Below are 26,393 nucleotides of genomic sequence, written 5' to 3' on the forward strand. Positions count from 1 at the left end.
GGCGCATTGCGGTTTTCATGAGCGCCAAATCATCTAGGATCGCCCTTCAGGATGTTCTGGCGCGCATCGCGAAGAGGATAGTGCATGACGGTTGGCCGAGCGCTTCTTAAATCGTTGCTGGCGGCGGCCCTGCTGGCGGCGGGATTGCAGGCGAGCCAAGCCGACGAATGGCGAACCACCTCATCGCTGATCGGCGAATCCAAATACGGCGACAATTTCCAACATTACGACTACGTCAATCCGAATGCGCCCAAAGGTGGCACCTTCAATTCGGTGCTGCTCGGCACCTATGACAGCTTCAATCCCTATGTCGTCCAGGGATCACCAGCGGCGGGCCTGGTCGGCTTCGGCGGCGGCCTGCTCTACGACACGCTGATGGAGCAAGCGACCGATGAGGGCAGCGTCAGCCATCCTCTGATCGCCGACGCCTACAAATACCCGGCCGATTATTCCTCGGCGACTTACCGGCTCGACCCGCGCGCCAAATGGCATGACGGCCAGCCGATCACCGTGGACGACGTGATCTGGTCGTTCCAGGTGCTGAAGGCGAACAGCCCGCAATACAGCCGCTATTTCGAGAACGTCACCGATGCGGTGGCGATCTCCGACCGCGAGGTCGAATTCCATTTCAACCAGAAGGGCAACCGGGAACTGCCGAAGATCCTTGGCGATCTTGCCGTGCTGCCGAAACATTGGTGGGAAGGCACGGACGCCAACGGCAAGAAGCGCGACGTCACCAGGCCGACGCTGGAAATTCCGCTCGGCTCGGCCGCCTACAAGATTGCCAGCTTCAAACCGGGATCGGAAATCGTATGGCAGCGCGTGCCCGATTATTGGGCGGCCAAGCTGCCGGTGAAGATCGGTCGCGAGAATTTCGACACGCGCCGATACACCTACATTCTCGACGACAATGCCGCTTGGCTTGCCTTCACCAAGGGCGGGCTGGAAGACGTCAACCGCGAATACAGCTCTCGCAAATGGGCGACAGCCTATAATTTCCCGGCCGTCCAGGCCGGCGACGTCATCAAGAAGGACTTCCAGACCAAATCGCCACAGCCGATGCAGGGCTTTGTGCTCAACCAGAGGCGGCCGCTGTTCCAGGACCGGCTGGTCCGCCAGGCACTGACCATCCCGTTCGATTTCGAAAGCATGAATCGCACCCTGTTCTTCGGCTTCAACACCCGCACATCGAGCTATTTCCAGGGTACCGAACTGGCGTCCAGCGGATTGCCGCAAGGCAAGGAACTGGAAATCCTAGAAAAATACCGCGACAAGCTGCCGCCGGAACTGTTCACACAGGAATTCAAGCTACCCGTCTACGACTCGCCGCAAGCGGAGCGAAAATATCTGAAGCAGGCCGTCGACCTGTTCGCCAAGGCCGGATGGGTCATCAAAGGCGGCAAGATGGTCAACGCCAAGACAGGCGCGCCGTTCAAGTTCGAGATCCTCGGCTGGAACGAGACCGACCAGGTGATCGCCAGTCCCTATGTTGCCAACCTGCGCAAGATCGGCGTCGACGCCACCCTGCGCATCATCGATCAGACGCAGTACATCAACCGCGTCAACAATTTCGATTTCGATGTCGTGACGGGTCTGTTCGGCCAGTCGGAGTCGCCTGGCAATGAGCAGCGCGATTTCTGGAGTTCGAAGGCCGCCGACGTGCCCGGTTCGCGCAACCTGATGGGCATCAAGGATCCAATCGTCGACGCACTGGTCGATCGCATCATTTTCGCCACCGATCGCGATGATCTGGTCGCGGCCACACACGCACTCGACCGCATCCTGCTGTGGAACTTCTACGTCGTGCCGCAATATTACCGCTCGGCCGTCTGGTTGGCCTATTGGAACAAGTTCAAGTTCCCCGACAAGCAGCCTGCCTATGTCGGCGCCGACATCGATTCCTGGTGGATCGATCTCGACAAGGAAAAGGCCCTGGCGGCCAAGTACAAGGGCGGTAATTGATGGGGCGGCAATCGATGACGGCCCTGCCCCGCCGCGACTTTCTCGCTCTTGGCGCAGCTGCCGCTGCCGCCGCCTTGCTGCCAGGCAGGGCTTTCGCCGCCAACCCGACCGGCACCAAACTGCACGGTCTCTCGGCCTTTGGCGACCTCAAATACAGGCCGGACTTCATGCATTTCGACTACGTCGACGTCAATGCACCGACCGGAGGCATCTTCAACTTCGCTCCGCCGAATTGGGATTACAACCAGAGCACGGAGACCTTCAACACGCTGAATGCCTTCACCTTGAAGGGCGATGCGCCACCTCGCATGGAGATGTGTTTCGACGCGTTGATGGTGGCGGCGCTGGATGAGCCGGACGCCGTCTACGGCCAGCTTGCCGAAAGCGTGACCATTTCGGACGACCGCAACAGTTTCGAGTTTGCACTTCGGCCCGAAGCCCGCTTCCATGATAGCACACCGCTGACGGCCGAGGATGCGGCCTTCACCTTCAAGCTGTTCAGGGACCAGGGCCATCCGAAACTCTCGGTGGCACTGAAGTTCCTTGTCGACGCGGTCGTCGTCGACGTGCACACCTTGCGGCTCATTTTCTCCGGCAAACAATCCGACCGCACCGTGCTGAATGTCGTCCAGTTCCCGATCCTGTCGAAGGCCTTCTACACAGCCAATCCCTTCGACAGTTCGCAATTGAACCCGCCTCTCGGGTCCGGCGCGTACAGGGTTGGGCGCTTCTCGGCCGGGACATCGATCGAGTACGACCGCGTCGCCGACTATTGGGGCCGCGACCTCCCGGTCAATCGCGGCCAGAACAATTTCGATATTATTCGCATCGAGTTCTACCAAAACCGTACGGCCGCCTTCGAGGCTTTCAAGAAAGGCGAGATCACCTACCGCGAGGAATTTACCTCACGAGTCTGGGCGACAGCCTATGACTTTCCGGCCTTGGCCGCCGGCAAGGTGATCAAGCACGAATTCCCCGCCGAGAAGCGGCCGTCCATGCAGGCCACGGCCGTCAACCAGCGGCGCGAGCAGTTTCGCGATCCCAGGGTGCGGCAGGCGATTGCGCTGTGCTTCGATTTCGAATGGACGCGACGCAACTTCTTCTACGGTTCCTACGAGCGCTCGCAATCCTGCTTCGAGAAATCGGATTTTCGCGCAGACGGGCTGCCTTCGCCGCAAGAACTGGCTTTGTTGGAGCCGCTGCGCGCTCAGCTCCCGGCTGAAGTCTTCGGCACGGCTGTCACTCTGCCCGCGTCCGATGGCTCCGGCCGCGACCGCAAGCTGCTTGGCCAGGCGGCAAAGCTTCTGGCCGCAGCAGGCTGGAAACGGTCGGGTGACTTCGTTGTCAATGACAAGGGCGGCAGGCTTTCGGCCGAGTTCATGGTCGACGACGATACCTTCGTTCAGGTCTATTCGCCATGGGTCGCCAACATGAAGGCTATCGGTCTCGACGCCACGATCCGGCTGGTCGATTCGGCGCAATACCAGGCAAGACAGGCGACGTTCGATTTCGATCTGCTGTCGGCCGCTTTCTCGTTCAGCGCGACGCCGACGCGCGACGACCTGGAAGTCTTCTTCCATTCGAGCACCGCCGGCGTCTCCGGTTCCCGTAACTTGCCGGGTATCTCCGATCCCGCCATCGACGCGCTGATCAACGCCGTGGGCGCGGCAAAGGACCGTGAAAACCTGACTGTCGCCATGCGGGCACTCGACCGGGTCTTGCGCGCGCGGTGCGATTGGATTCCAAGTTGGTTCCTGGCGAATCACCGAAGCGCCTATTGGGACATGTTCGGCTTTCCTGAGCAAAAGCCCGATTTCGGCTTTCCGGTCGAGGCGCTATGGTGGTTCGATAAGGGCAAGGCGGCAAAAATTGGCAAAGGCTGAATTTCTTGCGGGCGTTGGCGCTGCCCCTCACCTGCCTGCCGGCATCCTCTCCCCGTATAGGGACGGGGAGAGGGGTGCTCTAATCAGTGATTTCGCCAACTACAAGCGTCGGGATAAGAGCGCCGAGACTATGGCCAGCCCCTTTCTCCCCGTCCCTATACGGGGAGAAATGTCCGGCAGGACAATGAGGGGCGGCGGCGGCGGCGACAATTGGCCTGAAGCGACTGCCTTGGGGGTGCCACCAGACACGGTGGCTCTCCCTAAGGAGGATACCATCTGATGGGCGCCTATATACTGCGCCGTATCCTTTTGATGATCCCGACCCTGTTCGGCATCATGGCGATATCCTTCGCCGTCATCCAGTTCGCGCCCGGCGGTCCGGTCGAGCAGGTCATCGCCAAGCTGACCAACCAGGGCGGCAGCGACCGCCTCGGGGGTGGCGGCGGCGATGCGGGTGGTTCCAATTTCGATGCCGCCGGCGACGTCGGTTCTAAATATCGCGGCGCCCAGGGGCTCGATCCGGAATTCATCAAGAAGCTGGAGAAGCAGTTCGGTTTCGACAAGCCGCCGCTCGAGCGCTTCGGCATGATGCTGTGGAACTATGCCCGCTTCGATTTCGGCAACAGCTATTTCCGCGATATCTCGGTGCTCGACCTGATCCTTGAGAAAATGCCCGTTTCGATTTCGATCGGGCTCTGGATCACGCTGTTGTCCTATCTGATCTCGATCCCGCTCGGCATCCGCAAGGCGGTGAAGGACGGGACCCCCTTCGACATCTGGACCAGCGGCGTCGTCATCGTCGGCTATGCCGTTCCGGGCTTCCTCTTCGGCATCATGCTGATGGTGCTGTTCGCCGGTGGCTCTTTCTGGGATTGGTTCCCGTTGCGCGGCATCGTCTCGGACAATTGGGACCAGCTGTCGTGGCCGGCCAAGATCGCCGATTATTTCTGGCATATGACGTTGCCGCTGACGGCGTTGGTGCTGTCGGCCTTCGCCACGACCACGCTTTTGACCAAGAACTCCTTCCTGGAGGAAATCCGCAAGCAGTATGTGGTGACGGCGCGCGCCAAGGGCCTGTCGGAACGGCAGGTGCTCTACGGCCATGTCTTCCGCAATGCCATGCTGATCGTCATCGCCGGCTTCCCGGGCGCCTTCATCTCGGCCTTCTTCACCGGATCGCTGCTGATCGAGAACATCTTTTCGCTCGATGGCCTCGGCCTGCTCGGCTTCCGATCGGTGGTCGAGCGCGATTACCCGGTGGTGTTCGCCAACCTCTACATCTTCTCGCTCCTCGGCCTGTTCGTCGGACTGTTGTCCGACCTCATCTACACCTGGGTCGATCCGCGCATCGATTTCGAGCGGAGAGACATCTGATGTCGGAGGCAAGCGTTACCGCCGGGGCGGTGCCGGTGCGGATCCCGCGGCCGTTCCTGTCGCCGCTCAACAAGCGCCGCCTGCAGAACTTCGAGGCCAACCGGCGCGGCTACTGGTCGCTGTGGATTTTCCTCGTCCTGTTCGTGCTGTCGCTGTTTGCCGAATTCATCGCCAACGACAAGCCGATCATCGCTTCCTACAAGGGCGAAATCCTTTTCCCGGTGCTGGTCGCCTACCCCGAGGAAAAATTCGGCGGTTTCTATGCCGTCACCGATTACCGGGACCCGGTGATCCAGGACGAGATCAACGCCCATGGCTGGATGATCTGGCCGCCGATCCGCTACTCCTACCAGACCGTCAACAATGCCATTCCCGAAGCGGCACCGGCCAAGCCGTCGTGGGAATATGACGCCAAGACGCGCTGCAACCAGTATCCGCAGGGAGCCGATGACCCGGCCTGCAATGTCGGCAATTGGAACTGGCTCGGCACCGACGACCAGGCGCGCGACGTGCTGGCGCGCGTCATCTACGGTTTCCGCATTTCGGTGCTGTTCGGCCTGATCCTGACCATCGGCTCGGCGCTGATCGGCGTCGCCGCTGGTGCCTTGCAGGGCTATTTCGGCGGTTGGACCGATCTGCTGTTCCAGCGTTTCATCGAGATCTGGTCGGCCATTCCCGTGCTCTACCTGCTGCTCATCGTCGCCGCCATCCTGCCGCCTGGCTTCTTCATCCTGCTTGGCCTGATGCTGTTGTTTTCCTGGGTGGCGCTGGTCGGCGTGGTGCGGGCCGAGTTCCTGCGCGCCCGCAACTTCGAATATGTCAACGCGGCCCGCGCGCTCGGCGTGCCCAACCGCACCATCATGTTCCGGCACCTGTTGCCCAATGCCATGGTGGCGACATTGACCTTCCTGCCCTTCCTGCTCTCGGGCTCGATCTCGACCCTGACCTCGCTCGATTATCTCGGCTTCGGCCTGCCGCCGGGTTCGGCCTCGCTCGGCGAATTGCTCAAGCAGGCGCAGCGCAACCTCAACGCGCCATGGCTCGGCATATCGGGCTTCGTCGTCATCTCGCTGATGCTGTCGCTGCTGGTCTTCGTCGGCGAGGCGACGCGCGACGCCTTCGATCCGCGCAAGACGTTCAAATGAGCGAAGTCCCCTTGCTCAGCGTGCAGGACCTCAGCGTCGCCTTCAACCAGGGCGCCGGCCAGTCCGTTGCCGTCGACCATATCTCGTTCGACATCGCCAAGGGCGAGACGGTGGCGCTGGTCGGTGAATCCGGTTCCGGCAAATCGGTCTCGGCGCTATCGGTGCTGAAGCTGCTGCCCTACCCCAGCGCCAGCCATCCGTCGGGCAAGATCCTGTTCCAGGGCGCCGACCTGCTCGCCATGAGCGAGAAGCAATTGCGCCAGGTGCGCGGCAACAAGATCACCATGATCTTCCAGGAGCCGATGACCTCGCTCAATCCGTTGCACACGATCGAGCATCAGATCGTCGAAATTCTGAAGCTGCATCAGGGTATGGGCGACCGTCCGGCCAAGGCGCGCACGCTGGCTCTGCTCAACGAAGTCGGCATTCGCGATCCGCAAAAGCGGCTCGACGCCTATCCGCATCAGCTTTCGGGCGGCCAGCGCCAGCGTGTCATGATCGCCATGGCGCTCGCCAACGAGCCGGAGCTGCTGATCGCCGACGAGCCGACGACGGCGCTCGACGTCACCGTCCAGGCGCAGATCCTCGAACTGCTCGCGGGCCTGAAAAGCCGCAAGGGCATGTCGATGCTGTTCATCACCCATGACCTCGGCATCGTGCGCAAGATCGCCGACCGGGTCTGCGTCATGACCAAGGGCAAGATCGTCGAGACCGGGCCGACCAAGGACATTTTCGCCAACCCGCAGCACCCCTATACGCGCCATCTTCTCGCCGCCGAGCCGAAAGGCAAGCCGCCGGCCGCCAATGCCGATGCCAGGCCGGTCATGACCGGCAACGACATCAAGGTCTGGTTCCCGATCAAGCAGGGCTTCTTCCGGCGCACGGTCGATCATGTGAAAGCGGTCGACGGCATCGATGTCACGGTGCGCGCCGGCCAGACGCTCGGCGTGGTCGGCGAATCCGGCTCCGGCAAGACGACGCTCGGCCTGGCGTTGGCGCGCATGATCTCGTCGACCGGGACCATCCAGTTCAATGGTCGCGACATCAACCAGCTGTCCTTCAACGCCATGCGGCCGCTCAGACGCGAATTGCAGATCGTCTTCCAGGATCCGTTCGGTTCGCTCAGCCCGCGCATGTCGATCGCCGAGATCATCGAGGAAGGCCTCAGGATTCACGAGCCAAGGCTGTCGCCGGACGAGCGCGACGACAAGGTCGTCGCCGTGCTGAAGGAAGTCGGCCTCGACCCGGCGACCCGCAACCGCTATCCGCACGAGTTTTCCGGCGGCCAGCGCCAGCGTGTCGCCATCGCACGCGCCATGGTGCTCAACCCACGCTTCGTCATGCTGGACGAGCCGACATCGGCGCTCGACATGAGTGTGCAGGCGCAGGTCGTCGATCTCCTGCGCAATTTGCAGGCCAAGCACGACCTCGCCTATCTCTTCATCAGCCATGACCTCAAGGTCATCCGGGCGCTGGCCAACGACGTCATCGTCATGCGCAACGGCCAGATCGTCGAAACCGGCCCTTCCCAGCAGATTTTTGAAAATCCGCAAACCGACTATACTCGGGCGCTGATCTCGGCCGCCTTCAAGATCGAGACGGCGCCGACAGGCGTGGTCAGCGAGTGATCGCACTAGGAAGGACTGAACGAACCGCGATGGAAAAAGGCCGTATCCTGCTTGCCGTCACCGGCTTTCATCCGCAACGCTGGCGCGACCTCTTGTCGGCCGAGCGCGAGGTGGTGCTGGAGCCGGACGGCGCCAAGGATCCCTCGATCACCTACGCGGTGGTGTGGAAGCACAAGCCCAATTTGATGTCGTCGCTGCCCAATCTGCGCGCCATCTTCTCGATCGGCGCCGGCGTCGACCATATCTTCGCCGACCCCGGCCTGCCCGACGTGCCGATCGTCAAGGTCGTCGCCGACAACCTCACCCAGTACATGACGGAGTATGTCGTCTGGCGGGTGCTCGACCATCATCGCCAGGGCCTGCTTTACCGGTCGCAGCAGTTGAAGAAGACCTGGCACGAGCCGCTGCAGCGGCCAGCCGGCGACATTTCCGTCGGCATCATGGGTCTCGGCAGTCTCGGCCGGGCCGCGGCCTCGGTGCTTCTGTCGCTCGGCTTCGCCGTCAATGGCTGGTCGCGCGGCGAGCGGCCGATGAAGGGCGTGGCGACCTATTCCGGCGAAGCTGGCCTGATCCCGTTTCTCAATGCCACCGACATTATGGTCGTGCTTCTGCCGCTGACACCCGACACGCAAGGCATCATCAACTACAGCGTGCTGAAGGAGTTGCGCAAGCGCAACGGCCTTGGCGGCTCGGTGCTGATCAATGCCGGGCGTGGGCGCCTGCAGAAGGACGCCGACATTTTGCGCGCATTGGACGACGGGACGCTGAAGGAGGCGAGCCTCGACGTGTTCGAGGTCGAGCCGCTGCCGAAGACCAGCCCGCTGTGGGGGCATGCGAAAGTATTCGTGACGCCGCATGCCGCGGCGACCTCCGATCCCGTGCACCTGGCGCCGACCATGCTGCGCCAGATGGATGCTTTCGAGCGCGGCGAAAAGCTCGATAATCTGGTGGACCGCAAGGCGGGATACTAGAGCGGTTCAGAGTTTGATAGAATCTCTGACCCGCTCTAACTTTTTGTTTTTACGTAATTCCCAAGGGGAAGCGCTACGCGCTTCTCCGGGAAAACCGCTACGCACTTTTCCTGGAATTGCTCAAGCCGGGCATCACGCTCATCTGGCCAACTCCCATTCCCGGAAGCATTCCTTGATTGCCCGGACCGACGACAGTTGCAGCTTCGGCAGATCGATCCGCTCGAACATTGTCCGGTATCTCTCGCGGTTTTTCGGCGTCGCCACGGCGATGTGGTGGATCATGTCCCATTTGACGCTGTCGCGCCCGCCTTCCAAGCCACCACGCCTTTCCCTCTCGAACAGGGTTCGCCTGAAATAGCGCAGCAGACTTGCGGAGGTTGAGATGTCGAGCAGGATCAGTCCCGTCGCGCGCTGGAAGCGCTGCGGCATGCAAACCGAATAATTTCCGTCCATCACCCACCGCTCGCCGGCGATCGCAGCGTCATGCAAGGCGATGAACTCGTCCCTCGGACGCTGCACCCAATCCGTGTTGGGCAGGTGAAAGAGCAGATCGAGATGGATGGGCGTCAGGCCACGCTTGCGCGCGATCGCGTCGGCGAGCGTCGACTTGCCGCTGTTGGACGGCCCCAGGATACAGATGCGGTCGCCGAGGTTCGAGAGGTTCACCGGATGGAGCCTTGCAAGATGAACGATGGGAACCGGGGTTTCGGACGAGATGCATCAGCCAGGCAGGGCAAACTTCTTCTGCTTGTCCGGCTTGCCGCAGTCGCGGCGGTCGATGGACCGGTTCATGGCGTCGATATCGCCCGACGCCTTGTCGCTGTCGCGCTGGGCCTTGGAGCGCATGTCGGGCGTGAACGGACCGAAGCCCATGGCGGGATTGGAGAAGGTCGGCTTGGCGGTCGTCGGAAGATTGTATTGCTGCGCCAATCCGTTGCGCTGCGCCAGCAACTGGTCGCATCGCACGCTGTCATACTGCAGCGAGGACTCGATGTTGGCATCCTGACGCTCGGACGCAGAATTGCCGACGCAGCCGGTGGTTGCCAGGCAAGACGCCAAGATCATCATGTTCCAGCGCATCGAACTGCTCCTCCTGGTATCCCGCCCTGATGCGACCAGATCGCAAATATCAGTCGCGCACGCAAATCGGACTTTTTCGCAGCAGGGCAAAGAAGCGCCCTCGCAACTCACACGACATGAGCTTTCCGCGCCACGACGGCCAGGCCTTTGACAGGCTCGCGGCGATCCCAGCGGATGGTCGTCGGTTCCAGCGCGACGATCGAGAGACCGTTGGCCTCGAGGGTCCGTATGACATAGCCATCCGAATGGGCATAGCGCCGCGACGGCTGCAGCGCGAAGTCGCCGCCCTCCGCCAGGCTCTCGACGGAAAAGGCAAACAGGCCGCCCTCGGCGAGCAGGCCGGCAACCGTTGCCGCCAAACCTTCGAGCCCGCCAACATAGATCAGCACGTCGGCCGAGGTGACCAGATCGGGGTTTTCGCCCGAATAGGCAAAATCCTGCAAATCCGCTTTTGTCAGCACGTCGTAGATGCCTTTTGCCCGCGCCTTCCTCAGCATCCTTGCCGAGATATCGAACCCCTCCAGCCGGTCGACGATCGGCCTCAGCCTCTCGCCCATCAATCCAGTGCCGCAACCCAGGTCGAGCGCCAGGCGGAAGCGGCCCGGCCTTGCCTTGCGGATAGCGGCGTCGAGCACCTCGGGCAGCCTATAGTCGAGCTTGCCGACCAGCATCTCCTCGAATGTCTCGGCATAGTGGTCGAACAGCGTTTCGACAAAGGCGCTGGGCGGCGCCGTGGAGACCGGACCTTTGCCGATCAGCTGCAGTTTGAGGGCCGCGCCCTGGCGATCGGCCGGATCGAGTTTCAGCGACGTCGTCCAGGCCTGCGCCGCCAGGTCGAGCCTGCCCGATGCCTCCTGCATCTCGCCGAGCCGAAACCAGCCCATTGCCCATTGCGGCGCCAGTTCCAGCGCGCCGAGCAGCAACTCGGCCGCGGCGGTGTGATCGCCGGAGGCAAAGAGCATTTCGGCATAGTCCGCACGGCGATCGGCGTTCGGGTCGCCCGACGAGGTCTGAAGCGGTTTCATGATGATGGTTCCACCGGCAGGGTAGCCGGCCGCAATCTCTGTAGAGCAAAGCATGCCGAAGCTGAACCGAATTGAGCAGGCTTGCCCGGGAGTCAGCAGTCTAGGGCAGCAGGCTTCCCGCGACGGAATTATATCCTATCTTGAGGGCATGCGCGCCAGCGACCTGCTTCATCCCCGGCCCGAGGGCCTCTACTGCCCGCCGGGCGATTTCTTCATCGACCCTGTGCGGCCGGTGAACCGGGCGCTGATCACGCACGGCCATTCCGACCATGCGCGTTCCGGCCACGGCTCGGTGCTTGCGACACGGCAGACGCTCGACATCATGGCACTGCGCTATGGCGAGGATTTTGCCGGGACGACGCAGGCAGCCATGCTCGGCGAGACGATTTCGCTCGACGGCGTCAGCGTCAGCTTCCACCCGGCCGGCCATGTGCTGGGGTCGGCGCAGATCGCGGTCGAACACCAGGGCAGGCGCGTCGTCGCCTCCGGCGACTACAAACGGCAGAAGGATGCGACCTGCGCGCCGTTCGAGCCGATCCGCTGCGACGTCTTCATCACCGAGGCAACCTTCGGCCTGCCGGTGTTTCGCCATCCGCCCGACACGGAAGAGATCGCCCGTCTGCTGAAATCGGCGGGGCAATTTCCCGAGCGCTCGCATCTGGTCGGCGCCTATGCGCTCGGCAAGGCGCAGCGGGTGATGCGGCTGTTGCGCGACGCCGGCTACGACAAGCCGCTCTACATCCATGGCGCGCTGGCCAAGCTCAGCGAATATTACCAGAGCCAGGGCATCGATCTTGGCGAACTCGAGCCGGCGACGGTGGAGAGCGGCGGCAAGCAGGATTTCGCCGGCGCCATAGTGGTCGGTCCGCCATCGGCTTTCGCCGACCGCTGGGCACGGCGCTTTCCCGATCCGATCTCGTGCTTCGCGTCGGGCTGGATGCGCATCCGCCAGCGCGCCAAGCAAGGCGGCGTCGAGCTGCCGCTGATCATCTCGGACCATGCCGACTGGGACGAACTCACCGCCACCATCAAGGAGACCGGCGCCGGGGAGATCTGGGTCACGCACGGCCGCGAGGAAGCCCTGGTGCGCTGGTGCGAGCTGGAAGGGATAGCGGCCAGGCCGCTGCATCTGGTGGGCTATGAGGACGAGGGCGATTGAGCATGGCGATGGGTCCGTCAATCACCGGAGTCGCGCTCTACGGCGCCCCCCTCTGTCCTGCCGGACATCTCCCCCACGAGGGGGGAGATTGGCAATTTCAGTGCCGGCGCATCTCTTTCGACCTTGGAGAGTGGCGAAAGCCGACGCGACATCCAATCTCCCCCCTCGTGGGGGAGATGCCCGGCAGGGCAGAGGGGGGCGCCGCGCGCCGGCTTTCGCTGCTGGCGTGGTGCATCCAGCCATGAACCGCTTCGCCGAGCTTCTCGACTGCCTGGTGCTGACGCCGTCGCGCAACGGCAAGCTGACGCTGCTGGTCGACTATTTTCGCACTGTGGAAGACCCGGACCGCGGCCTGGCGCTGGCCGCGATCACCGGCGATCTCAAAATCGCCGCCGTCAAGCCGGCCATGCTGCGCACCCTGGTCACCGAGCGCATGGACCCGGTGCTGTTCGGCTATTCCTACGACTATGTCGGCGACCTCGCCGAGACGGTGTCGCTGGTCTGGCCGCAAACGCCGGGCAGGATCGCCAACCGCGAGCCGACGCTCGGCGAGGTGGTGGCCAAGCTGCAGGCGGCAAGCCGCTCCGACGGGCCGAAGGTGCTGACGGGGCTGCTCGACAGCGCCGGCATCTCGGCGCGCTTTGCCATCATCAAGCTGGTCACCGGCGGCCTGCGCATCGGCGTCTCGGCGCGGCTCGCCAAACAGGCGCTGGCGGATTTCGGCAAGGTCGACGTCGCCGAGATCGAAGAACTCTGGCATGGGCTGTCGCCACCCTACACGGCCCTGTTCGCCTGGCTGGAAGGCAAGGCCGAAAAACCGCGCAACACGGCGCTCGCGCTGTTTCGCCCGGTCATGCTGTCGAACCCGGTCGGCGACGGCGATCTCGAAAAGCTCGATCCCGCCGACTATGCGGCGGAATGGAAATGGGACGGGATCCGCGTCCAGGCGGTGGCCGAAGGCGGCATTCGCAGGCTCTATTCGCGCACCGGCGACGATGTCTCCGGCGCCTTTCCGGATCTCGCCGACGCCATGCACTTTTCCGCCGCACTCGACGGCGAATTGCTTGTCGGCGATCCGCGCGAGGCGACAGGGACCTTCTCGGACCTGCAGCAGCGGCTGAACCGCAAGACGGTGACGCCGAAGATGCAGCAGCAATACCCCGCCTTCATGCGCTGTTACGACCTGCTGCAGATCGGCGAAGAAGATCTGCGCGGACTGTCCTTCCGCGAGCGGCGCGGCCGCCTCGAAGCCTTCATCGGAACGCTTGACCCCAGCCGCTTCGATCTCTCCCCCTTCGTCGACTTCGCCAACTGGCAGGCGCTCGAGGATTTGCGCCGCGCGCCGCCGCATCCGATCATCGAAGGGGTGATGCTGAAGCGCTGGGATTCGCCCTATGTCGCCGGCCGGCCGAAGGGTCCGTGGTTCAAATGGAAGCGCGATCCGCACACGGTGGACGCCGTGCTGATGTACGCCCAGCGCGGCCATGGCAAGCGTTCGAGCTTCTATTCCGACTATACGTTCGGCGTCTGGTCCGGGCCCGAGGGCGCGGAGGAGCTGGTGCCGGTCGGCAAGGCCTATTTCGGCTTCACCGACGAGGAACTGAAGCAGATCGACAAATATGTCAGGGACAACACCGTCGAGCGCTTCGGACCGGTGCGCTCGGTGCGCGCCGATCGCGACAATGGCCTGGTGCTGGAAGTCGCCTTCGAGGGGCTGAACCGCTCGACCCGGCACAAATCGGGCGTGGCCATGCGTTTCCCCAGGATTTCACGGCTGCGCTGGGACAAGCCGGCCAACGAGGCCGACCGCATCGAGACGCTGCAGGCGCTGCTCGACCGTTAGAGCAAGCGTGTAACGGTTTTCCTGGAATTGCTCACGGCTCGATCGAAACGCGGATCTCGTAGACGTTGACCGCCTTGCCCTGCTTGTCGAAGTCGGAATTGATGGCGATGGTGCCGGCAGAGCCCGGACGCTTGTCGGGAAACTTCACGTCAAACAGATATTCGTTTCTCTGCTGGCCGACCGCGTAGCGCTTGCGGCCGCAGTCGCCGAGTTCACCAAAATTGCAGTCGACGGAGATCTGCGTGTCCTTGCCGTCCTCGGCGCGCGCGATGATGTCGAACACGGCGTGCTTGCCGGCGAGCTTTTCCAGCACGCCCTGGCCAACGTCAAAGGCGATCGCCGAGCCGGAGGCGCCGGACTGGATGCGCAGGAACGATCCGGCGTCGTCCTTCATCACTTCGGCCTTGGCGTCCGACGGGGCGGCGACATGGGTCGGGTCGGCCGGCGAGAACACGTTGATCCAGTCGCGCGACTGGTCCGCGGCGCCGGGCTTGGCGGGCGCGTTGGCGCCGTCTGCCGGGGTGAAATCGTCGTCCTCGACGGTCGGCGGCGCTTCCGGCGGCGCGGTATTAAGCTCGGCCGCCGACTTGAACACACCGGTCTGCACGGCAAAAAACAGGCCGATGCCAACCGCCGCGAGCAGCGTGACCGTGAGGAAAATGGCGGTCAGCGGCAGGCGCCGGCCGCGAATGCGGCGCTCATCGCGGTCTGGCGCCACTTCCGTCGCGGCTCCCGGCGCGGCGGCAGCCGACATGTCGATGGCTGGTGCGCCCGGAAGCGTGGCGTCCGGCATGATATCGGGAACGACCGGCAGCACGCGCGAACGCGGCGCGCCGGAGGCGGCCTGCACGGGACCGTCGACGGTGACGGCGGGCGATGGCACCGACGGGGCCTTGGGGCCGGCCTCGACCGCGGGTGCCGCGCCAGCCGCGGTCTCGGCCGCCGGGGCGTCAATCGCGTCAATCCGGGGGGCGACGCCAGGCACGGCCGGCAGGAACTCGGATTCGATTTCGGTGATTTTTTCCTGAATAGCCTTGCGGCGCTTGATGGCGACTTCCACGGTCACGCCGGGATTGGCCTGGAGCGCGCGGTCGAGCGCGGCGAAGGCCGACCGATAGACCCTCTCGCGGAACGCCCGGTCCTCGGCATTGCCCTTTTCCAAGGCGTTCCGGATCGCTTTTTCGATCGCGTCCAAGCGAGATCCCTCTGCAAATTGCCCCAAGCTTTCATGATGGTTAGCCGCAGGCGACCAATCAATCAACGGGCGGGCAGCGCATTCTGCCTCCACGGGCCGTCCAAAGTCCATCTTCGCGATGTTCCGGCAAAGAAAATCGGGCTTTGCGAGCGATTATCGTGCGTAAGGACCGAGGAGGCCTGCCTCAGATCCTGACGGACGCCCTTGCAGAATTGCCAAGTCGCATCTTGAATTCGCCGCCGGTTGAGTCTATCACCCAGCCCATCTTGGAGGCCTCGGCCTCCCGGGCCGCTTTAGCTCAGTTGGTAGAGCACATCATTCGTAATGATGGGGTCAGGTGTTCGAGTCACCTAAGCGGCACCAGTTTTCCCACAAGTCAGGTCATCGTGCGGCTTGCAACGTGCCGCGCAAATCACGTGACAGTCCGGGATTTTTCGAACCTCAACAACAAATGATGGAAATGGCGTTTTAATTTTTTCGGAACAGATAGTTGGGGTCGCACATTTCCTGCCGTGGTTTCACGGACAGGAGGTTTCGAATTGCAAAGGCGTGTCGACAAGGAAAAACTGGCAAGAGCGGACCGTGAGGCGAGGCTGGTGCTGGATGCCGAGCGCCACGCCAGAATTGCCAAGACAACCCGCCTGAGGGAGCAGAGACTGCAGCAGGAGGCATTGGCACAAGACAAGCCCGAGCCGGCGCGACGGCGAGAGCCGGCCGGCAGACCGGCGCGGCGCGTGATCGAGGTGGATTGATCGCTGGAGCAGCTCCGGACGCCTCGTTTGCGACGCCCTCGGATCGCCACATAAGACAATGGACCGGAAGGCCCATCCGCCATTGTCGGGACCCCGGTTTTGGTATGAAATACCGGCCTCAGCATGGGAGGTCCGAAAATGCCCAACACTTTCAAGACCGGAGACGTCGTCAAGCTGAAGTCGGGAGGCCCGAGGATGACGGTCAGCGACGGCGCCGCTTCCGGCATGTATCTGTGCCACTGGTTCAACAAAGAGGGCGATGTGTGGACCCCGCAGCACGCGGGCTTCAAATCGGATCAGCTGGTGGAAGCCGACCAATCGACGTAAGGCTCGCCTTCGCGACGGGTTTGCCGGCCGGCGTGAATTTCAGCCCCGCCGGATAAGATGCCGTGCCGCCCTCTCCCAGGGCACGAGACACGGCATCCGGGCAATCGGCGTGATCGGCAGGGCCGACCGACGGATTTCTCAGGTCGCGACGTTTAACGGTTGAAGCGTGACCTCGGCATTGGGTCCGGGACGCGCCAACCGGAGACGTGAAGCATGATACGCCGTTCGATCCTTGCCGCTGCCTTGGGCCTGCTGACCACGGCGGCCCTCGCCCAGACGGCGACACAGCCACCGGCCGCGACGCCACCTGCCTCTACGTCGCCCGCCGCCCCTACTGCCCCATCGCCGACTGGCAAGTCCGACATCAGCCTGGCCAAGTTCCAGAAGCGGCGCGAGAAGGCGATCATGGCCGCCGACACGGACGGCGACGGCAAGATCAGCCTCGTGGAGTGGGAGGCCTTCCAGGCCAAGCGCAACATCAAGGGCGATCCCGCCAAATCCTTCGCGCGCATCGATTCCAATCATGACGGCTTCATCGACCGGGCCGAGCTCGACGCGTTCTTCGCCAAGCGCTTCGCCAAGCTGGACAAGAACGGCGACGGCATTCTGACGGCCGACGAGATGCCGGGCCACAAATCCGCTCCCAAGCCGGAGCAATGACCGAGAGGCTATGACGTGTGATGGACATCGGGAGTGCGCCAGCCGATGAGCGCCGACCCGGACGAGGAGTTGGTTCGCCGGGTCGGTGCCGGCGAGCCGGAGGCGGTGCGGACGCTCGTCGCGCGCAAGCTGCCGCGCATCCTGGCGTTGGCCGCGCGCATGCTGGGCGACGCGGCGGAGGCCGAGGATGTCGCCCAAGAAACCTTTGTGCGCATCTGGCGTCATGCATCCGGCTGGCGGCGCGGCAATGCACGCTTCGACAGCTGGATCCACCGCGTCACGCTCAATCTGTGCTACGACCGGCTACGTCGGCGCCGCGAATGGGTGACCGACGAGGTTCCCGACATTGTCGATCCCGCCCCGCTTCCCGATGCCCGCGAAGAGCCGCACCGGGTCGAGCAGGCCTTGCAGGCAATCGCGCCGCGCCAGCGCGAGGCGATCATCCTGGTCTACTATCAGGAGATGTCCAACATAGAGGCGGCCGCGACCCTGGAGATCAGTGTCGATGCCCTGGAAAGCCTGCTTTCGCGCGGCCGGCGGGCCTTGCAGATGATCCTGGCCAGGGAGGGTGTCCATGAGTGAGAAAGGGCGGCAATGATTGCGAAGCGTTCACCGTATTTCGCGAGCGCCCGGCGAGGTCCCGGGAATCCGTCCGGATACGTGCCAACCGGCAAAGGACAAAGTGATGTCTGATGGGTCCAGGAACGAGCCGGCAATGGATGCCGAGCGCTTCGCGGCTCTGGCGGCGGCCTATGGCGGCGATTTGCGGCGGTGGCCGCAGGCCGACCGCGCGGCCGGGGCGATGTTCGCCGCGAGCGAGACAGGCGCGGCCTTATTGGGACACGCCGGGAAACTCGACGCCTTGCTCGACAGCTACGAGGTCACGGCGCCCGGCGCGGCGCTGCACGGCGGCATCCTACGGATCGCCGACCGGCATCTCGTCCAGCGCCGGCGCCGGCGGGTCTGGTGGCTGAGTCTGGGGCTGGCCGGCATTGGCCTGGCCGGCGCGGTGGCCGGATTGGCCATGGTGAGCATCGTTACCCCAGAGGTTCCGTCCGACCATTATGTGCTCGATGCCAATGCGACGGCGTTCGGCGACGCCGGGCCCGATGGCGAGACGATCGAGGAGGACTTATGAGTACAGGCCGCAACCTCACCATCGCGTCGGTGGTGCTGAATGTCTTCCTGGCCGGCGCGCTTGCCGGCGGCGCCGTCTGGATAAGAAGCGGCAAGCCGGCCCAGGGCTATTCGCTGGAAGCGGCCGGCGGCCGTCTTCCCGACAAGCAGCGCATGCTGTTCCGCAAGGCGCTGCGCGAGGTGCGCCGCGAGTCGCGCGACATTATTCTCGACGGCCAGAAGGCCAGGCGCGAGGCGGCGGATCTGTTGCGGCAACCCGTCCTCGACGCGGCGGCGCTGGCGGCGGCCCTGGAGCGGGCCCGCAATGCCGACATCACCCTGCGCACGCGGCTTGAGCAGCGCATCGTCGAGTACGCGGCGTCGGGTTCCGCAGGGGATCGCGCCGTGCTGGCGGACGGGCTGGCCAGGCGCGCCGGGCCTGTGCCGGCGGCAGAGCCAAAAAAATCGCCGTGACGAGCGACGGAAAACGCCGGCGGGGCCGTTTAACCAGGAGAAGGGCAGCCTGCCGGACCAATCGGCACGGACAGGTTTTCATTCTCGGAGAACATTCGGAGTATCGTCATGAACCGTCTGACACAGCATGCGGCAGCAGCCGTCCTCGCCTTGACCGGAACCGCGGCAACCGTCGCGACCTCCACCGCCATGCCGATGATGGCGCAACCGGCCGCCCCGGCGCTGATCGAGCATGTGGCCTGGGGTTGCGGACCCGGCTGGCACCCCAACCCGTGGGGACGCTGCGTTCCCAACCGTGTCGTGGTGTATCCGCGCTACCACTACTGGCATGGCCCGGCATTCTATGTCGGGCATCCGCACCGTCACTGGCACCGCTGGCACCACTGGTAAGCGTGCGGAACAGCCGGGCGGGCACCCCGCCTGCCCGGTTCCCGTCGCCGGTTTGAGCGTTCAGGAAACAGCCCAATCGGGCGTCGCGCATCGAGCGTGTGATCCAACCATGGAGAGCCGACATGGCCATCCCGGCTAAAGGCTCCGTGCCGCCAGATCCCGTCCTCGTCATTTTCAACCGTTTCGGGCTTGGAGCCCGCCCGGGCGACCGCGACAGAATGGCCGGCGATCCGCGCGGCTATCTCAAGGCGGAACTTCGGCAGCCCGACATCGCCATGATCGCCTATGACGATCCGGCCTATGCCGATCTCCTGGGCAGCACGCCGGCGATCCAGGCCAGCATGGCGGCCGGTTTCCAGCGCAAGCTCGACAGAGGCCTGGCGAAGGCGGCCGCGCAGCCAGCGAAGGCGAAGGCCCCGGCAGCGACGGGTGCCGCCTCGCCCATATCGACTGCTCCGGCCATGCCGAGCGCGGCCGTGAAGGCGAGCGCGCCGGCCGGCTCGCCGCAGGCGGTACCCGCCAAGCCAACCCCGGCGACACCACCTGTTGAAGCCACCCTGTACCGGGCCGAAGCCCAGGCCCGTTTCGACAAGGCCTTGCGGGCGGAGGTCGGCTTCGTCGAGCGTCTCGTCTATTTCTGGTCGAACCATTTCTGCGTCTCCGTGGCCAAGGACAACATCGTGCGCGCCAGCGCCGGCGCCTTCGAACGCGAAGCCATCCGGCCCTTCGTGCTCGGGCGCTTCGCCGACATGCTGATGGCGGTGGAGCGGCATCCGGCCATGCTGTTCTATCTCGACAACCAGCAGTCGGTCGGCCCCGACTCCCGCGCCGGGAAGAACCGGCAGCGCGGCCTCAACGAGAACCTCGCCCGCGAAATCCTGGAACTGCATACGCTCGGCGTCGGCAGCGGCTACACCCAGGCCGACGTCACCAGCTTCGCGCGTATCATGACCGGTTGGACGATGGCCGGGCGGGAAGGACGGCTGGGCGAACCGGGCAGTTCCGTCTTCAACGCCAACGCCCATGAACCGGGCGACGCGGTGCTGCTCGGCAAGACCTATCCGGCCGGCGGCGTGGGCCAGGCGGAGGCCGCGCTCAACGACATCGCCATTCATCCGGCGACCGCGCAACACATCGCCACGCAACTCGCCCGCCATTTTATTTCGGACGATCCGCCGGCGGCGGCGGTCGCGCGTCTCGCCAAGGTGTTCCTCAAGAACAGCGGCAATCTGAGGGCGCTGGCGGCGGCGCTCATCGGCATGCCGGAGGCATGGTCGACGCCCCTGGCCAAGATGCGCTCGCCCTTCGATTATGTCGCCGCCATCAGGCGGGCGGGCGGCCCGGGACCGAACGATCCCGGCCAGTCGCTCAACTGGCTGAACGCGCTGGGCGAGCCGCTCTGGCAGCCGCCGGGACCGAACGGCTTTTCCGACCAGGGGGACAATTGGGCGTCGGCGGAAGGCATGAAAATCCGCCTCGACATCGCCTGGCAGGCTGCCCAGCAAGTGAAGGATATCGGCAACCCCAACGACATGCTCGACGCGGTCATCGGGCCTTCCGCCTCGCCGGAAACGCGTCAGGCGGTCAGCCGCGCCGAGTCCAAGCAGCAAGGCCTGGCGCTGCTGCTGATGGCGCCCGAATTCCAGCGACGATAGTTCGAGCGACAGATCCGGCGCCGACAACTCCCGTGGAGACCACCTCATGAGCCTGCTATGTGAAACCCCTCACCCTTCCCGCCGCGCCGTGCTGATGACCGGCGGCGCGCTGTTTGCCTGGGCCTATCTGCCGCGCTTCGCCCGGGCCACCGACAATCGCGACCCGCGCCTGATCGTCATCGTGCTGCGCGGCGCGCTCGACGGCCTGTCGGCGGTCGGCCCGGTCGGCGATCCAGACTATGCCGGCCTGCATGGCGACATTGCGCTCTCGCTCTCCGGCCCGCACGCAGCGCTGCCGCTCGATGGTTTCTTTGCCGTCAATCCGGCGATGCCGGCGTTCGCCCGGCTGTTCAAGGCCAACCAGGCGGCGGTCGTGCACGCTGCCGCGACGGGCTATCGCGAGCGCTCGCATTTCGACGGGCAGGATGTTCTGGAAAGCGGCTTTGCCGGCCCCGGCCATGTCGCCACCGGCTGGCTCAACCGGGCGCTCGAAAGCCTGCCGGCGGGCGACCGCGTGGCAACGCTCGGCGGCCTGGCCGTCGGCCCGTCGACGCCACTGGTGATCCGTGGCGCGGCCCCTGTGCTCGGCTGGGCGCCGCAATCGCTGCCGGCGCCGTCCGGCGACCTCCCGGCGCGCGTTCTCGATCTTTACCAGCATCGCGACCCGGTGCTGGCGGTGGCGCTGCAAAAGGGCCTCGACGCCGACAGGATGGCGCTCGACGACCAGATGGGCGCCAAGGCAATGAAACCGAGGAGCGGCCTCGACAGCGCCGCCGGCATGCGGCAGGCCGCGCAGGGCGCGGCCAGGCTGATCGCCGCCGATGACGGGCCGCGCGTCGCGGCGCTGGCCTTCGACGGCTGGGACACACATGTCAACGAAGGCGGCGCGACCGGCCGGCTCGCCACCTTGCTCGGCGGCCTCGACGGCGCGTTCGAGGAATTCGAAAAAGGTCTCGGCGAGCGCTGGAAGGATACGGCGATCATCGCCATCACGGAATTCGGCCGAACGGCGCGGATCAATGGCACGGTCGGCACCGATCACGGCACCGGCACGGTCGTGCTGCTCGCCGGCGGTGCGATCAAGGGCGGCCGCGTCATCGCCGACTGGCCGGGATTGAAGCCAGCGCAACTCTACCAGCAGCGCGACCTGGCGCCGACCAGCGATGTCAGGGCGGTTCTGAAAGGCCTGCTCGCCGAGCAGTTCGGACTTTCGGCCGCGGTGCTCGGCGACAAGGTGTTTCCGGATTCAGGAGCGGTGAAGCCGATGATGAACCTGGTTGTCTGAACCAAGCAGGACGCCGCGATGAATCGCGGCGTCGTCTCGCCGCTGTCGGAGATCAGGCGGCCTCGACCTTGGCGGTTTCAAGGGCTTCGCCGCGTACCAGCCTGGTCACGCCGACGAAGTCGATCTTGCCCGAGCCGAGCACCGGCACATGCGCCACGACGCGCACTTCGGCAGGCACCATCAGGTCCATCGCCCCGTTTGCCTTGGCAAAGGCCAGAAACTCGGCGCGCGTCGCTTTTTCGGCTTCGGTGATGAGCACCAGTTTTTCGCCCTTGCGCGGATCCGGCACGGTCGCGACCGCCGACAGCGAGCCTTTCCACAATTCGCCCGCCAACGCTTCCACGGCAGCCAGCGAAATCATCTCGCCGCCGATCTTGGCAAAGCGTTTGGCGCGGCCGCGAATGCTGACGAAGCCGGCATCGTCGATGCTAACGATGTCGCCGGTGTCGTGCCAACCGTCCTGCAGCGGTTCGAGCACACCAGGCTTTTCGGCCCTGAGATAGCCGGCCATGACGTTGGGGCCGCGCACGAACAGCCGCCCGCCACCCTCGACGCCGATCACCGGTTCCAGGCGGTATTCCATGCCGGGCATGATTTTTCCGACCGTGCCCGACTTGTTGTACATCGGCGTGTTGATGGAGATGACCGGCGCCGTCTCGGTAACGCCGTAGCCTTCGAGAATGCGCAGGCCGAACTTCTCCATATAGGTTTCGCGGGTCGAGGCCTTGACCGGCTCGGCGCCGGAAAAGCAGTAGCGCACCGAGCGGAAATCATAGGGATGCGCGGTGCGCGCGTAGCCGCTGAGGAAGGTGTCGGTGCCGAAGATGATGGTCGCGTTCGAGGCATAAACCAGTTCCGGCACGATGCGGTAATGCAGTGGCGACGGGTAGAAATAGACGGGAACGCCTGAAACCAGCGGCAGCACCGTGCCCGCCGTCAAGCCGAACGAATGGAAGATCGGCAGCACGTTGAACACCTTGTCGCCCGAATGGAAATCGATGCGCGAGGCGGCCTGTGCCGCATTGGCCAGGATGTTGCGGTGGGTGAGCACGACCCCCTTGGGCGTGCCTTCGGAGCCCGAGGTGAACAGGATCACGGCCGGGTCGGTGGCCTTGCGGGCAACCCTGGGCGTGGCCTTGCGCAACAGGCCAAGCAGCTTGTCCTTGAGGCCGATGGTTGCGCGCAGATCGTCCAGCCAGACGATGTTGACCGACCGGCCAACCTCCTCGACGATTGCGCCGAGCTTGGCCTGCTCGACAAAGGCTCGCGAGGTCAAAATGGTGGTTACCCGCGCCGCCTTGCAGGCGGACAGGATGTTGGCGGCACCGGCGGTGAAATTGATCATCGCCGGGACCTTGCCGGCGGACATGACGCCGAGCAGAGCTGCACAGGCGCCATTGGCGTTGGGTAGCATGATGCCGAGCGTGTCCTGTCCGGCATAGAGCGTTTCGAATTTCTCGCCGAGCACCGCGGCACCCGTGAGCAGCTTGCCGTAGCTCAGCGAACCGGAGACCGGATCCTGCACGGCGAGTTGCTTCATGCCACGCTCGGTCGCCGTCTCGATGACCCTTTCGAGCACGGTCTTGTCGATGTGCTGGGTCTGGAAGACGAGATCGGACATCACCTGGTAGAGCGCGGCACCAGCGGCGGCCCTGCGCTTGCGCCCCTTCAGCTCCTCGGCGACCTTGAGCCTGACCGGTGGCAGTATGGTCACCTTGACCTTCGGGAACAGGCGGCGGCGCACGTGCTGCGCCGTCAGCCGCGAGAACGGGCTTTTTTCCAACCCCTCGATGCGGATCGGCACCACCATCGAGCCGGTCTTGTCGGCCACCATGGCGGCGCCGTCATAGACCTTCATCAGCCCGCCGGTGACGGTGATGCGGCCCTCGGGAAAGATGACCAGTGGATCGCCGTTCTGCACGATCTTGATCAGCGTGCGCGTCGACATCGGCTTGGCCGGATTGAGCGGCAGGGCGCGGGTCAGTTTCAGGAACGGCTTCATCCACCACGCCTGGGCGATCGTGTAGTCGATGGCGAAGACCGGCTCTTCATCGGTCAGCGTCAGCGCCAGCGGACCGTCGAGAAAGCTGACATGGTTGAGCGCCAGGATGGGCGCCGGACCAGCCGCCTTGAGGTTGTCCAGGCCTTCCACTTCCAGCCGATGGAAGGCGCGGAAGAGGATGGAGACGAAGTCGCGGAAGGCGTTGGTCGGCAGATATTTCAGCATCAGCCAGGCGGCCACGGCATTGAAGGCGGCAAGCCCGAACAGCACGGTGGCGATGGAGACGCCCGCCGCCTGGATGGCGGCGACAAGGATGCCGCCCAATGTCATGAAGCCGGCATTGACGATGCTGACCGCGGCGACGACGCGCGCGCGGCGCGCCTCGGGCGACCAGGCCTGCACGGCGGCGAAGGTCGGCACCACCAGAAAGGCGCTGGAAATGGCCATGCCGGCAAGGTCGATCGCAACACGGATCGTGTTTGGCCCGGCGAAGAAGAGGCCAAGGGTTTCGGCCTTGGGCGAGGGCTGCATGCTCCAGATCGTCCATGCAAGGTGCAGGCCGAATAGCGCCAGCAGGGCCGTGCCGACCGGCGCGGGAAGGAGCACTATGCGGCCCTGCGACATCCAGGCGGCGATCGCCGAGCCGATGGCGATGGAAACGGCGAACACCGCGAGATAGGCGGTGACCGCGATCTCGTTGCCGCCAAGCTGATCCTTGATGAGCGTGGGCAGGATCGAAAGAACGATGGCGCCGATCAGCCAGAACCACGAGGTCATCAATCCGGCGCGCCAGATGCGCGTGTCGGTGCGCAATTCACTGACCTGGCGCCATGTCGAGCGGAAGATATTCCAGTCGATGACAAGGTTCGGCGCGGCCGAACCGGTCGAGGGGATATAGCGGCTGACGAACCAGCAGCCGACCGCCAGGATCATCATCATCGGGCCGAAGACGGCGACACCAATGCCGTCAGCGGAGACGACACCGCCCACGATCGTGCCGCCAAGGATGGCGGCGAAGGTCGCCGATTCGATCCAGGCGTTGGCGCGGGGCAATTCCTTGCGCTCGAGATGATCGGGCAGGATGCCGTATTTGATCGGCCCGAACAGTGCCGAGATGACGCCGAACATCAACAGCGCGGTCATCAGCACGGGAATGGAGGACAGCGCGATGCCGACGACCGCGACGGCAGCGGCGCCGATCTCGGCGAATTTCAGCCGGCGGGCGATGAGCGCCTTGTCGAAGCGGTCGGCGATTTCACCGCCGAGCGCCGACAGCAACAGGAAAGGAGCCATGAACACGGCACCGGCCAAGGTGACCAGCGAGGCCGCCTGACCGGCGGCGAGCGTGAAAAGGATCAGGAACACCAGCGTGTTCTTGAGGAAATTGTCGTTGAAAGCAGACAGGAACTGCGTCCAGAAAAGGGGTGCAAAACGTCGCGACAGCATCAGATGCGTGGTCATGGCGATTTCCATTGGCGAAACCCAACCGGCAATATGCCTTTGGCCTCGCGGTTGCGCGCACTGTTTCAATCCCGTTGATAACAGTGAGCTGGTTAAACTTCCTTGCTGCGTCTTGTCGTCTTCAGTGATGGCGGCGGCGGAGCCTCCAGTCGTCCCATGACAGGCTGACCACAGCATGAACGGTGTTCATTTCTGCAGCATATCATTTAATGAACAATGTTCAAGTTGAAAATGAACGATGTTCATAACTTTTCAGGAGATCCTCCGAACCGGGAATACGCCCTTGCCACCCCTTTGCGGCCGTTTGGAAAGACGCGCCGACCAAGCAGCACTATTGAGGCCGACTGATGACGCCTTCCGTCGTTCGACAAGGTTGCGGAGGCAAGCCCAAGGGCGGCCCAGTATCGCGGAATTAACGTTAAATTCACTATGTGTTTGTTCTGGCGGTGCAATTAATCGAAGAGTTTCCCAAAATTATGCTGAGTCCTATCCATGAGAAAACCTTTAGCTCAGCTTCAGAAGCTTTTGCGGCTGCTATGCCATCCGTTGATGCTGGTTGTAGTCAGCCTTGCCGGCATTCTCGCTGCCGGCAGGGTCGAGCATGAATGGCTGTCGGTGCCGTTCTCGCTGGCGCTGGTGGCGGTCGTCGCGGGCATCCTGTTCCTGGCCACGTCGCGACTCGCCTTTTCCGCCTATCTCGCCTGGATGACCGTCGGCGTCCTGACGCTGATTTCAGCGATCAAGTTCCGCATGAAGGGCTTTTCGCTGCACTTCTACGACACCGTCTTCGTCTCCAGGGATCCGGAAGTGTATCGCTTCATCGTCGGCTCCTATCTCCATCTCATCCTGCCGGTTGTCATGGCACTGGCGCTTGGCATCGCCGCTGCGATCCTGATCTTTCGCGCCGACCGGAAGCTTGGCTGGCCCGTATCGGTGCGCGCCGTGGTTCTGGCTGTGCTGGTCACCCTGGTGCCCCTGACCTTTCCAGCCGAGGCGTCGAAGGACC

General features: G+C 64.0%; 22 protein-coding genes and 1 tRNA gene. 18 read left to right on the top strand and 5 right to left on the bottom strand.

The window, feature by feature from the left end; translation table 11 throughout:
- The first annotated feature begins 84 nt into the window (after positions 1-84).
- From FJ948_RS17060 to FJ948_RS17090, 6 genes are all read left to right on the top strand, one after another.
- Positions 85-1,962, top strand: a complete 1,878-nt coding sequence (locus tag FJ948_RS17060; protein ID WP_140706331.1) for an extracellular solute-binding protein — start codon at positions 85-87, stop codon at positions 1,960-1,962.
- A 14-nt stretch (positions 1,963-1,976) separates the two neighbouring features.
- Entirely contained in the window at positions 1,977-3,845 is a 1,869-nt protein-coding gene (locus tag FJ948_RS17065) for an extracellular solute-binding protein (protein ID WP_140706333.1), read from the top strand.
- Between the two features lie 279 nt (positions 3,846-4,124).
- Positions 4,125-5,219: a microcin C ABC transporter permease YejB gene (locus FJ948_RS17075; RefSeq protein ID WP_140706335.1), complete on the top strand. Its 1,095-nt coding sequence runs from the start codon at positions 4,125-4,127 to the stop codon at positions 5,217-5,219.
- Positions 5,219-6,364 carry an ABC transporter permease gene (locus FJ948_RS17080; RefSeq protein ID WP_140706336.1) on the top strand — a complete coding sequence of 382 codons (1,146 nt, stop codon included), beginning with the start codon at positions 5,219-5,221 and terminating at the stop codon, positions 6,362-6,364. Before FJ948_RS17075 ends, FJ948_RS17080 begins: the two co-directional genes overlap by 1 nt.
- A complete protein-coding gene (locus FJ948_RS17085; protein WP_140706338.1) occupies positions 6,361-7,992 on the top strand; it encodes an ABC transporter ATP-binding protein in 1,632 nt (543 codons plus the stop codon). The genes FJ948_RS17080 and FJ948_RS17085 overlap by 4 nt, the downstream gene beginning before the upstream one ends.
- A 29-nt stretch (positions 7,993-8,021) precedes the next feature.
- Complete coding sequence (locus FJ948_RS17090; protein WP_140706340.1) at positions 8,022-8,963, top strand: glyoxylate/hydroxypyruvate reductase A; 942 nt, start codon at positions 8,022-8,024, stop codon at positions 8,961-8,963.
- Positions 8,964-9,101: 138 nt separating this feature from the next.
- On the opposite strand, the gene FJ948_RS17095 is transcribed toward FJ948_RS17090, so the two are convergent.
- The 3 genes from FJ948_RS17095 to FJ948_RS17105 all read right to left on the bottom strand — a co-directional run bounded on the left by FJ948_RS17095 (position 9,102) and on the right by FJ948_RS17105 (position 11,068).
- Positions 9,102-9,629: an AAA family ATPase gene (locus tag FJ948_RS17095; RefSeq protein ID WP_140706342.1), complete on the bottom strand. Its 528-nt coding sequence runs from the start codon at positions 9,627-9,629 to the stop codon at positions 9,102-9,104.
- A 54-nt stretch (positions 9,630-9,683) separates the two neighbouring features.
- Complete coding sequence (locus FJ948_RS17100) at positions 9,684-10,043, bottom strand: hypothetical protein (RefSeq protein ID WP_140706344.1); 360 nt, start codon at positions 10,041-10,043, stop codon at positions 9,684-9,686.
- Positions 10,044-10,150: 107 nt separating this feature from the next.
- Positions 10,151-11,068 carry a class I SAM-dependent methyltransferase gene (locus FJ948_RS17105; RefSeq protein ID WP_140706346.1) on the bottom strand — a complete coding sequence of 306 codons (918 nt, stop codon included), beginning with the start codon at positions 11,066-11,068 and terminating at the stop codon, positions 10,151-10,153.
- A 148-nt stretch (positions 11,069-11,216) separates the two neighbouring features.
- Between FJ948_RS17105 and FJ948_RS17110 the strand changes: the two genes are divergently transcribed.
- A complete protein-coding gene (locus FJ948_RS17110; protein WP_140706348.1) occupies positions 11,217-12,227 on the top strand; it encodes a ligase-associated DNA damage response exonuclease in 1,011 nt (336 codons plus the stop codon).
- Positions 12,228-12,468: 241 nt separating this feature from the next.
- Positions 12,469-14,070 (top strand): cisplatin damage response ATP-dependent DNA ligase, encoded by a 1,602-nt coding sequence (locus tag FJ948_RS17120; protein WP_140706349.1) that lies wholly within the window; start codon positions 12,469-12,471, stop codon positions 14,068-14,070.
- Between the two features lie 31 nt (positions 14,071-14,101).
- Here the strand turns inward: FJ948_RS17120 and FJ948_RS17125 are convergent, their stop codons facing one another.
- Positions 14,102-15,265 (bottom strand): hypothetical protein, encoded by a 1,164-nt coding sequence (locus FJ948_RS17125; protein WP_181173699.1) that lies wholly within the window; start codon positions 15,263-15,265, stop codon positions 14,102-14,104.
- Positions 15,266-15,552: 287 nt separating this feature from the next.
- Here FJ948_RS17125 and FJ948_RS17130 point away from each other — a divergent pair.
- The 10 genes from FJ948_RS17130 (at position 15,553) to FJ948_RS17175 (ending at position 21,924) form a co-directional block, all read left to right on the top strand.
- Positions 15,553-15,628: transfer RNA gene (locus FJ948_RS17130), tRNA-Thr, on the top strand.
- A gap of 176 nt (positions 15,629-15,804) precedes the next feature.
- On the top strand, positions 15,805-16,017 hold the full coding sequence (locus FJ948_RS17135) for a hypothetical protein (protein ID WP_140706352.1): 213 nt from the start codon (positions 15,805-15,807) through the stop codon (positions 16,015-16,017).
- Positions 16,018-16,155: 138 nt separating this feature from the next.
- On the top strand, positions 16,156-16,344 hold the full coding sequence (locus FJ948_RS17140) for a DUF2158 domain-containing protein (protein WP_140706353.1): 189 nt from the start codon (positions 16,156-16,158) through the stop codon (positions 16,342-16,344).
- 213 nt (positions 16,345-16,557) lie between these two features.
- The gene (locus FJ948_RS17145; protein WP_140706355.1) at positions 16,558-17,004 is read left to right on the top strand and encodes an acid-shock protein; all 447 of its coding nucleotides are present in this window, start codon (positions 16,558-16,560) and stop codon (positions 17,002-17,004) included.
- A 45-nt stretch (positions 17,005-17,049) separates the two neighbouring features.
- Complete coding sequence (locus FJ948_RS17150) at positions 17,050-17,586, top strand: RNA polymerase sigma factor (protein ID WP_140706357.1); 537 nt, start codon at positions 17,050-17,052, stop codon at positions 17,584-17,586.
- Positions 17,587-17,689: 103 nt separating this feature from the next.
- Positions 17,690-18,142 (top strand): hypothetical protein, encoded by a 453-nt coding sequence (locus FJ948_RS17155; protein WP_140706359.1) that lies wholly within the window; start codon positions 17,690-17,692, stop codon positions 18,140-18,142.
- Entirely contained in the window at positions 18,139-18,594 is a 456-nt protein-coding gene (locus FJ948_RS17160; RefSeq protein WP_140706361.1) for a periplasmic heavy metal sensor, read from the top strand. The genes FJ948_RS17155 and FJ948_RS17160 overlap by 4 nt, the downstream gene beginning before the upstream one ends.
- Positions 18,595-18,702: 108 nt before the next feature.
- Entirely contained in the window at positions 18,703-18,984 is a 282-nt protein-coding gene (locus FJ948_RS17165) for a hypothetical protein (protein WP_140706363.1), read from the top strand.
- 122 nt (positions 18,985-19,106) lie between these two features.
- On the top strand, positions 19,107-20,639 hold the full coding sequence (locus FJ948_RS17170; RefSeq protein ID WP_140706365.1) for a DUF1800 family protein: 1,533 nt from the start codon (positions 19,107-19,109) through the stop codon (positions 20,637-20,639).
- A gap of 46 nt (positions 20,640-20,685) precedes the next feature.
- Positions 20,686-21,924, top strand: a complete 1,239-nt coding sequence (locus tag FJ948_RS17175; RefSeq protein ID WP_140706367.1) for a DUF1501 domain-containing protein — start codon at positions 20,686-20,688, stop codon at positions 21,922-21,924.
- Positions 21,925-21,976: 52 nt separating this feature from the next.
- On the opposite strand, the gene FJ948_RS17180 is transcribed toward FJ948_RS17175, so the two are convergent.
- On the bottom strand, positions 21,977-25,387 hold the full coding sequence (locus tag FJ948_RS17180; protein WP_140706369.1) for an acyl-[ACP]--phospholipid O-acyltransferase: 3,411 nt from the start codon (positions 25,385-25,387) through the stop codon (positions 21,977-21,979).
- Positions 25,388-26,393 lie beyond the last annotated feature (1,006 nt).

Source organism: Mesorhizobium sp. B2-3-12, assembly GCF_006442205.1.
Lineage (GTDB): Bacteria > Pseudomonadota > Alphaproteobacteria > Rhizobiales > Rhizobiaceae > Mesorhizobium.

What these genes read in the sequence shown, in the direction of transcription:
- FJ948_RS17075 (WP_140706335.1), top strand. Translation starts at nt 4,125, where the DNA reads ATGGGCGCCTATATACTGCGCCGTATCCTTTTGATGATCCCGACCCTG.
- FJ948_RS17110 (WP_140706348.1), top strand. Translation starts at nt 11,217, where the DNA reads ATGCGCGCCAGCGACCTGCTTCATCCCCGGCCCGAGGGCCTCTACTGC.
- FJ948_RS17120 (WP_140706349.1), top strand. Translation starts at nt 12,469, where the DNA reads ATGAACCGCTTCGCCGAGCTTCTCGACTGCCTGGTGCTGACGCCGTCG.
- FJ948_RS17060 (WP_140706331.1), top strand. Translation starts at nt 85, where the DNA reads ATGACGGTTGGCCGAGCGCTTCTTAAATCGTTGCTGGCGGCGGCCCTG.
- FJ948_RS17080 (WP_140706336.1), top strand. Translation starts at nt 5,219, where the DNA reads ATGTCGGAGGCAAGCGTTACCGCCGGGGCGGTGCCGGTGCGGATCCCG.
- FJ948_RS17165 (WP_140706363.1), top strand. Translation starts at nt 18,703, where the DNA reads ATGAACCGTCTGACACAGCATGCGGCAGCAGCCGTCCTCGCCTTGACC.
- FJ948_RS17150 (WP_140706357.1), top strand. Translation starts at nt 17,050, where the DNA reads ATGAGCGCCGACCCGGACGAGGAGTTGGTTCGCCGGGTCGGTGCCGGC.
- FJ948_RS17140 (WP_140706353.1), top strand. Translation starts at nt 16,156, where the DNA reads ATGCCCAACACTTTCAAGACCGGAGACGTCGTCAAGCTGAAGTCGGGA.
- FJ948_RS17105 (WP_140706346.1), bottom strand. Translation starts at nt 11,068, where the DNA reads ATGAAACCGCTTCAGACCTCGTCGGGCGACCCGAACGCCGATCGCCGT.
- FJ948_RS17090 (WP_140706340.1), top strand. Translation starts at nt 8,022, where the DNA reads ATGGAAAAAGGCCGTATCCTGCTTGCCGTCACCGGCTTTCATCCGCAA.
- FJ948_RS17065 (WP_140706333.1), top strand. Translation starts at nt 1,977, where the DNA reads ATGACGGCCCTGCCCCGCCGCGACTTTCTCGCTCTTGGCGCAGCTGCC.
- FJ948_RS17155 (WP_140706359.1), top strand. Translation starts at nt 17,690, where the DNA reads ATGTCTGATGGGTCCAGGAACGAGCCGGCAATGGATGCCGAGCGCTTC.
- FJ948_RS17085 (WP_140706338.1), top strand. Translation starts at nt 6,361, where the DNA reads ATGAGCGAAGTCCCCTTGCTCAGCGTGCAGGACCTCAGCGTCGCCTTC.
- FJ948_RS17100 (WP_140706344.1), bottom strand. Translation starts at nt 10,043, where the DNA reads ATGCGCTGGAACATGATGATCTTGGCGTCTTGCCTGGCAACCACCGGC.
- FJ948_RS17160 (WP_140706361.1), top strand. Translation starts at nt 18,139, where the DNA reads ATGAGTACAGGCCGCAACCTCACCATCGCGTCGGTGGTGCTGAATGTC.
- FJ948_RS17175 (WP_140706367.1), top strand. Translation starts at nt 20,686, where the DNA reads ATGAGCCTGCTATGTGAAACCCCTCACCCTTCCCGCCGCGCCGTGCTG.
- FJ948_RS17145 (WP_140706355.1), top strand. Translation starts at nt 16,558, where the DNA reads ATGATACGCCGTTCGATCCTTGCCGCTGCCTTGGGCCTGCTGACCACG.
- FJ948_RS17180 (WP_140706369.1), bottom strand. Translation starts at nt 25,387, where the DNA reads ATGACCACGCATCTGATGCTGTCGCGACGTTTTGCACCCCTTTTCTGG.
- FJ948_RS17170 (WP_140706365.1), top strand. Translation starts at nt 19,107, where the DNA reads ATGGCCATCCCGGCTAAAGGCTCCGTGCCGCCAGATCCCGTCCTCGTC.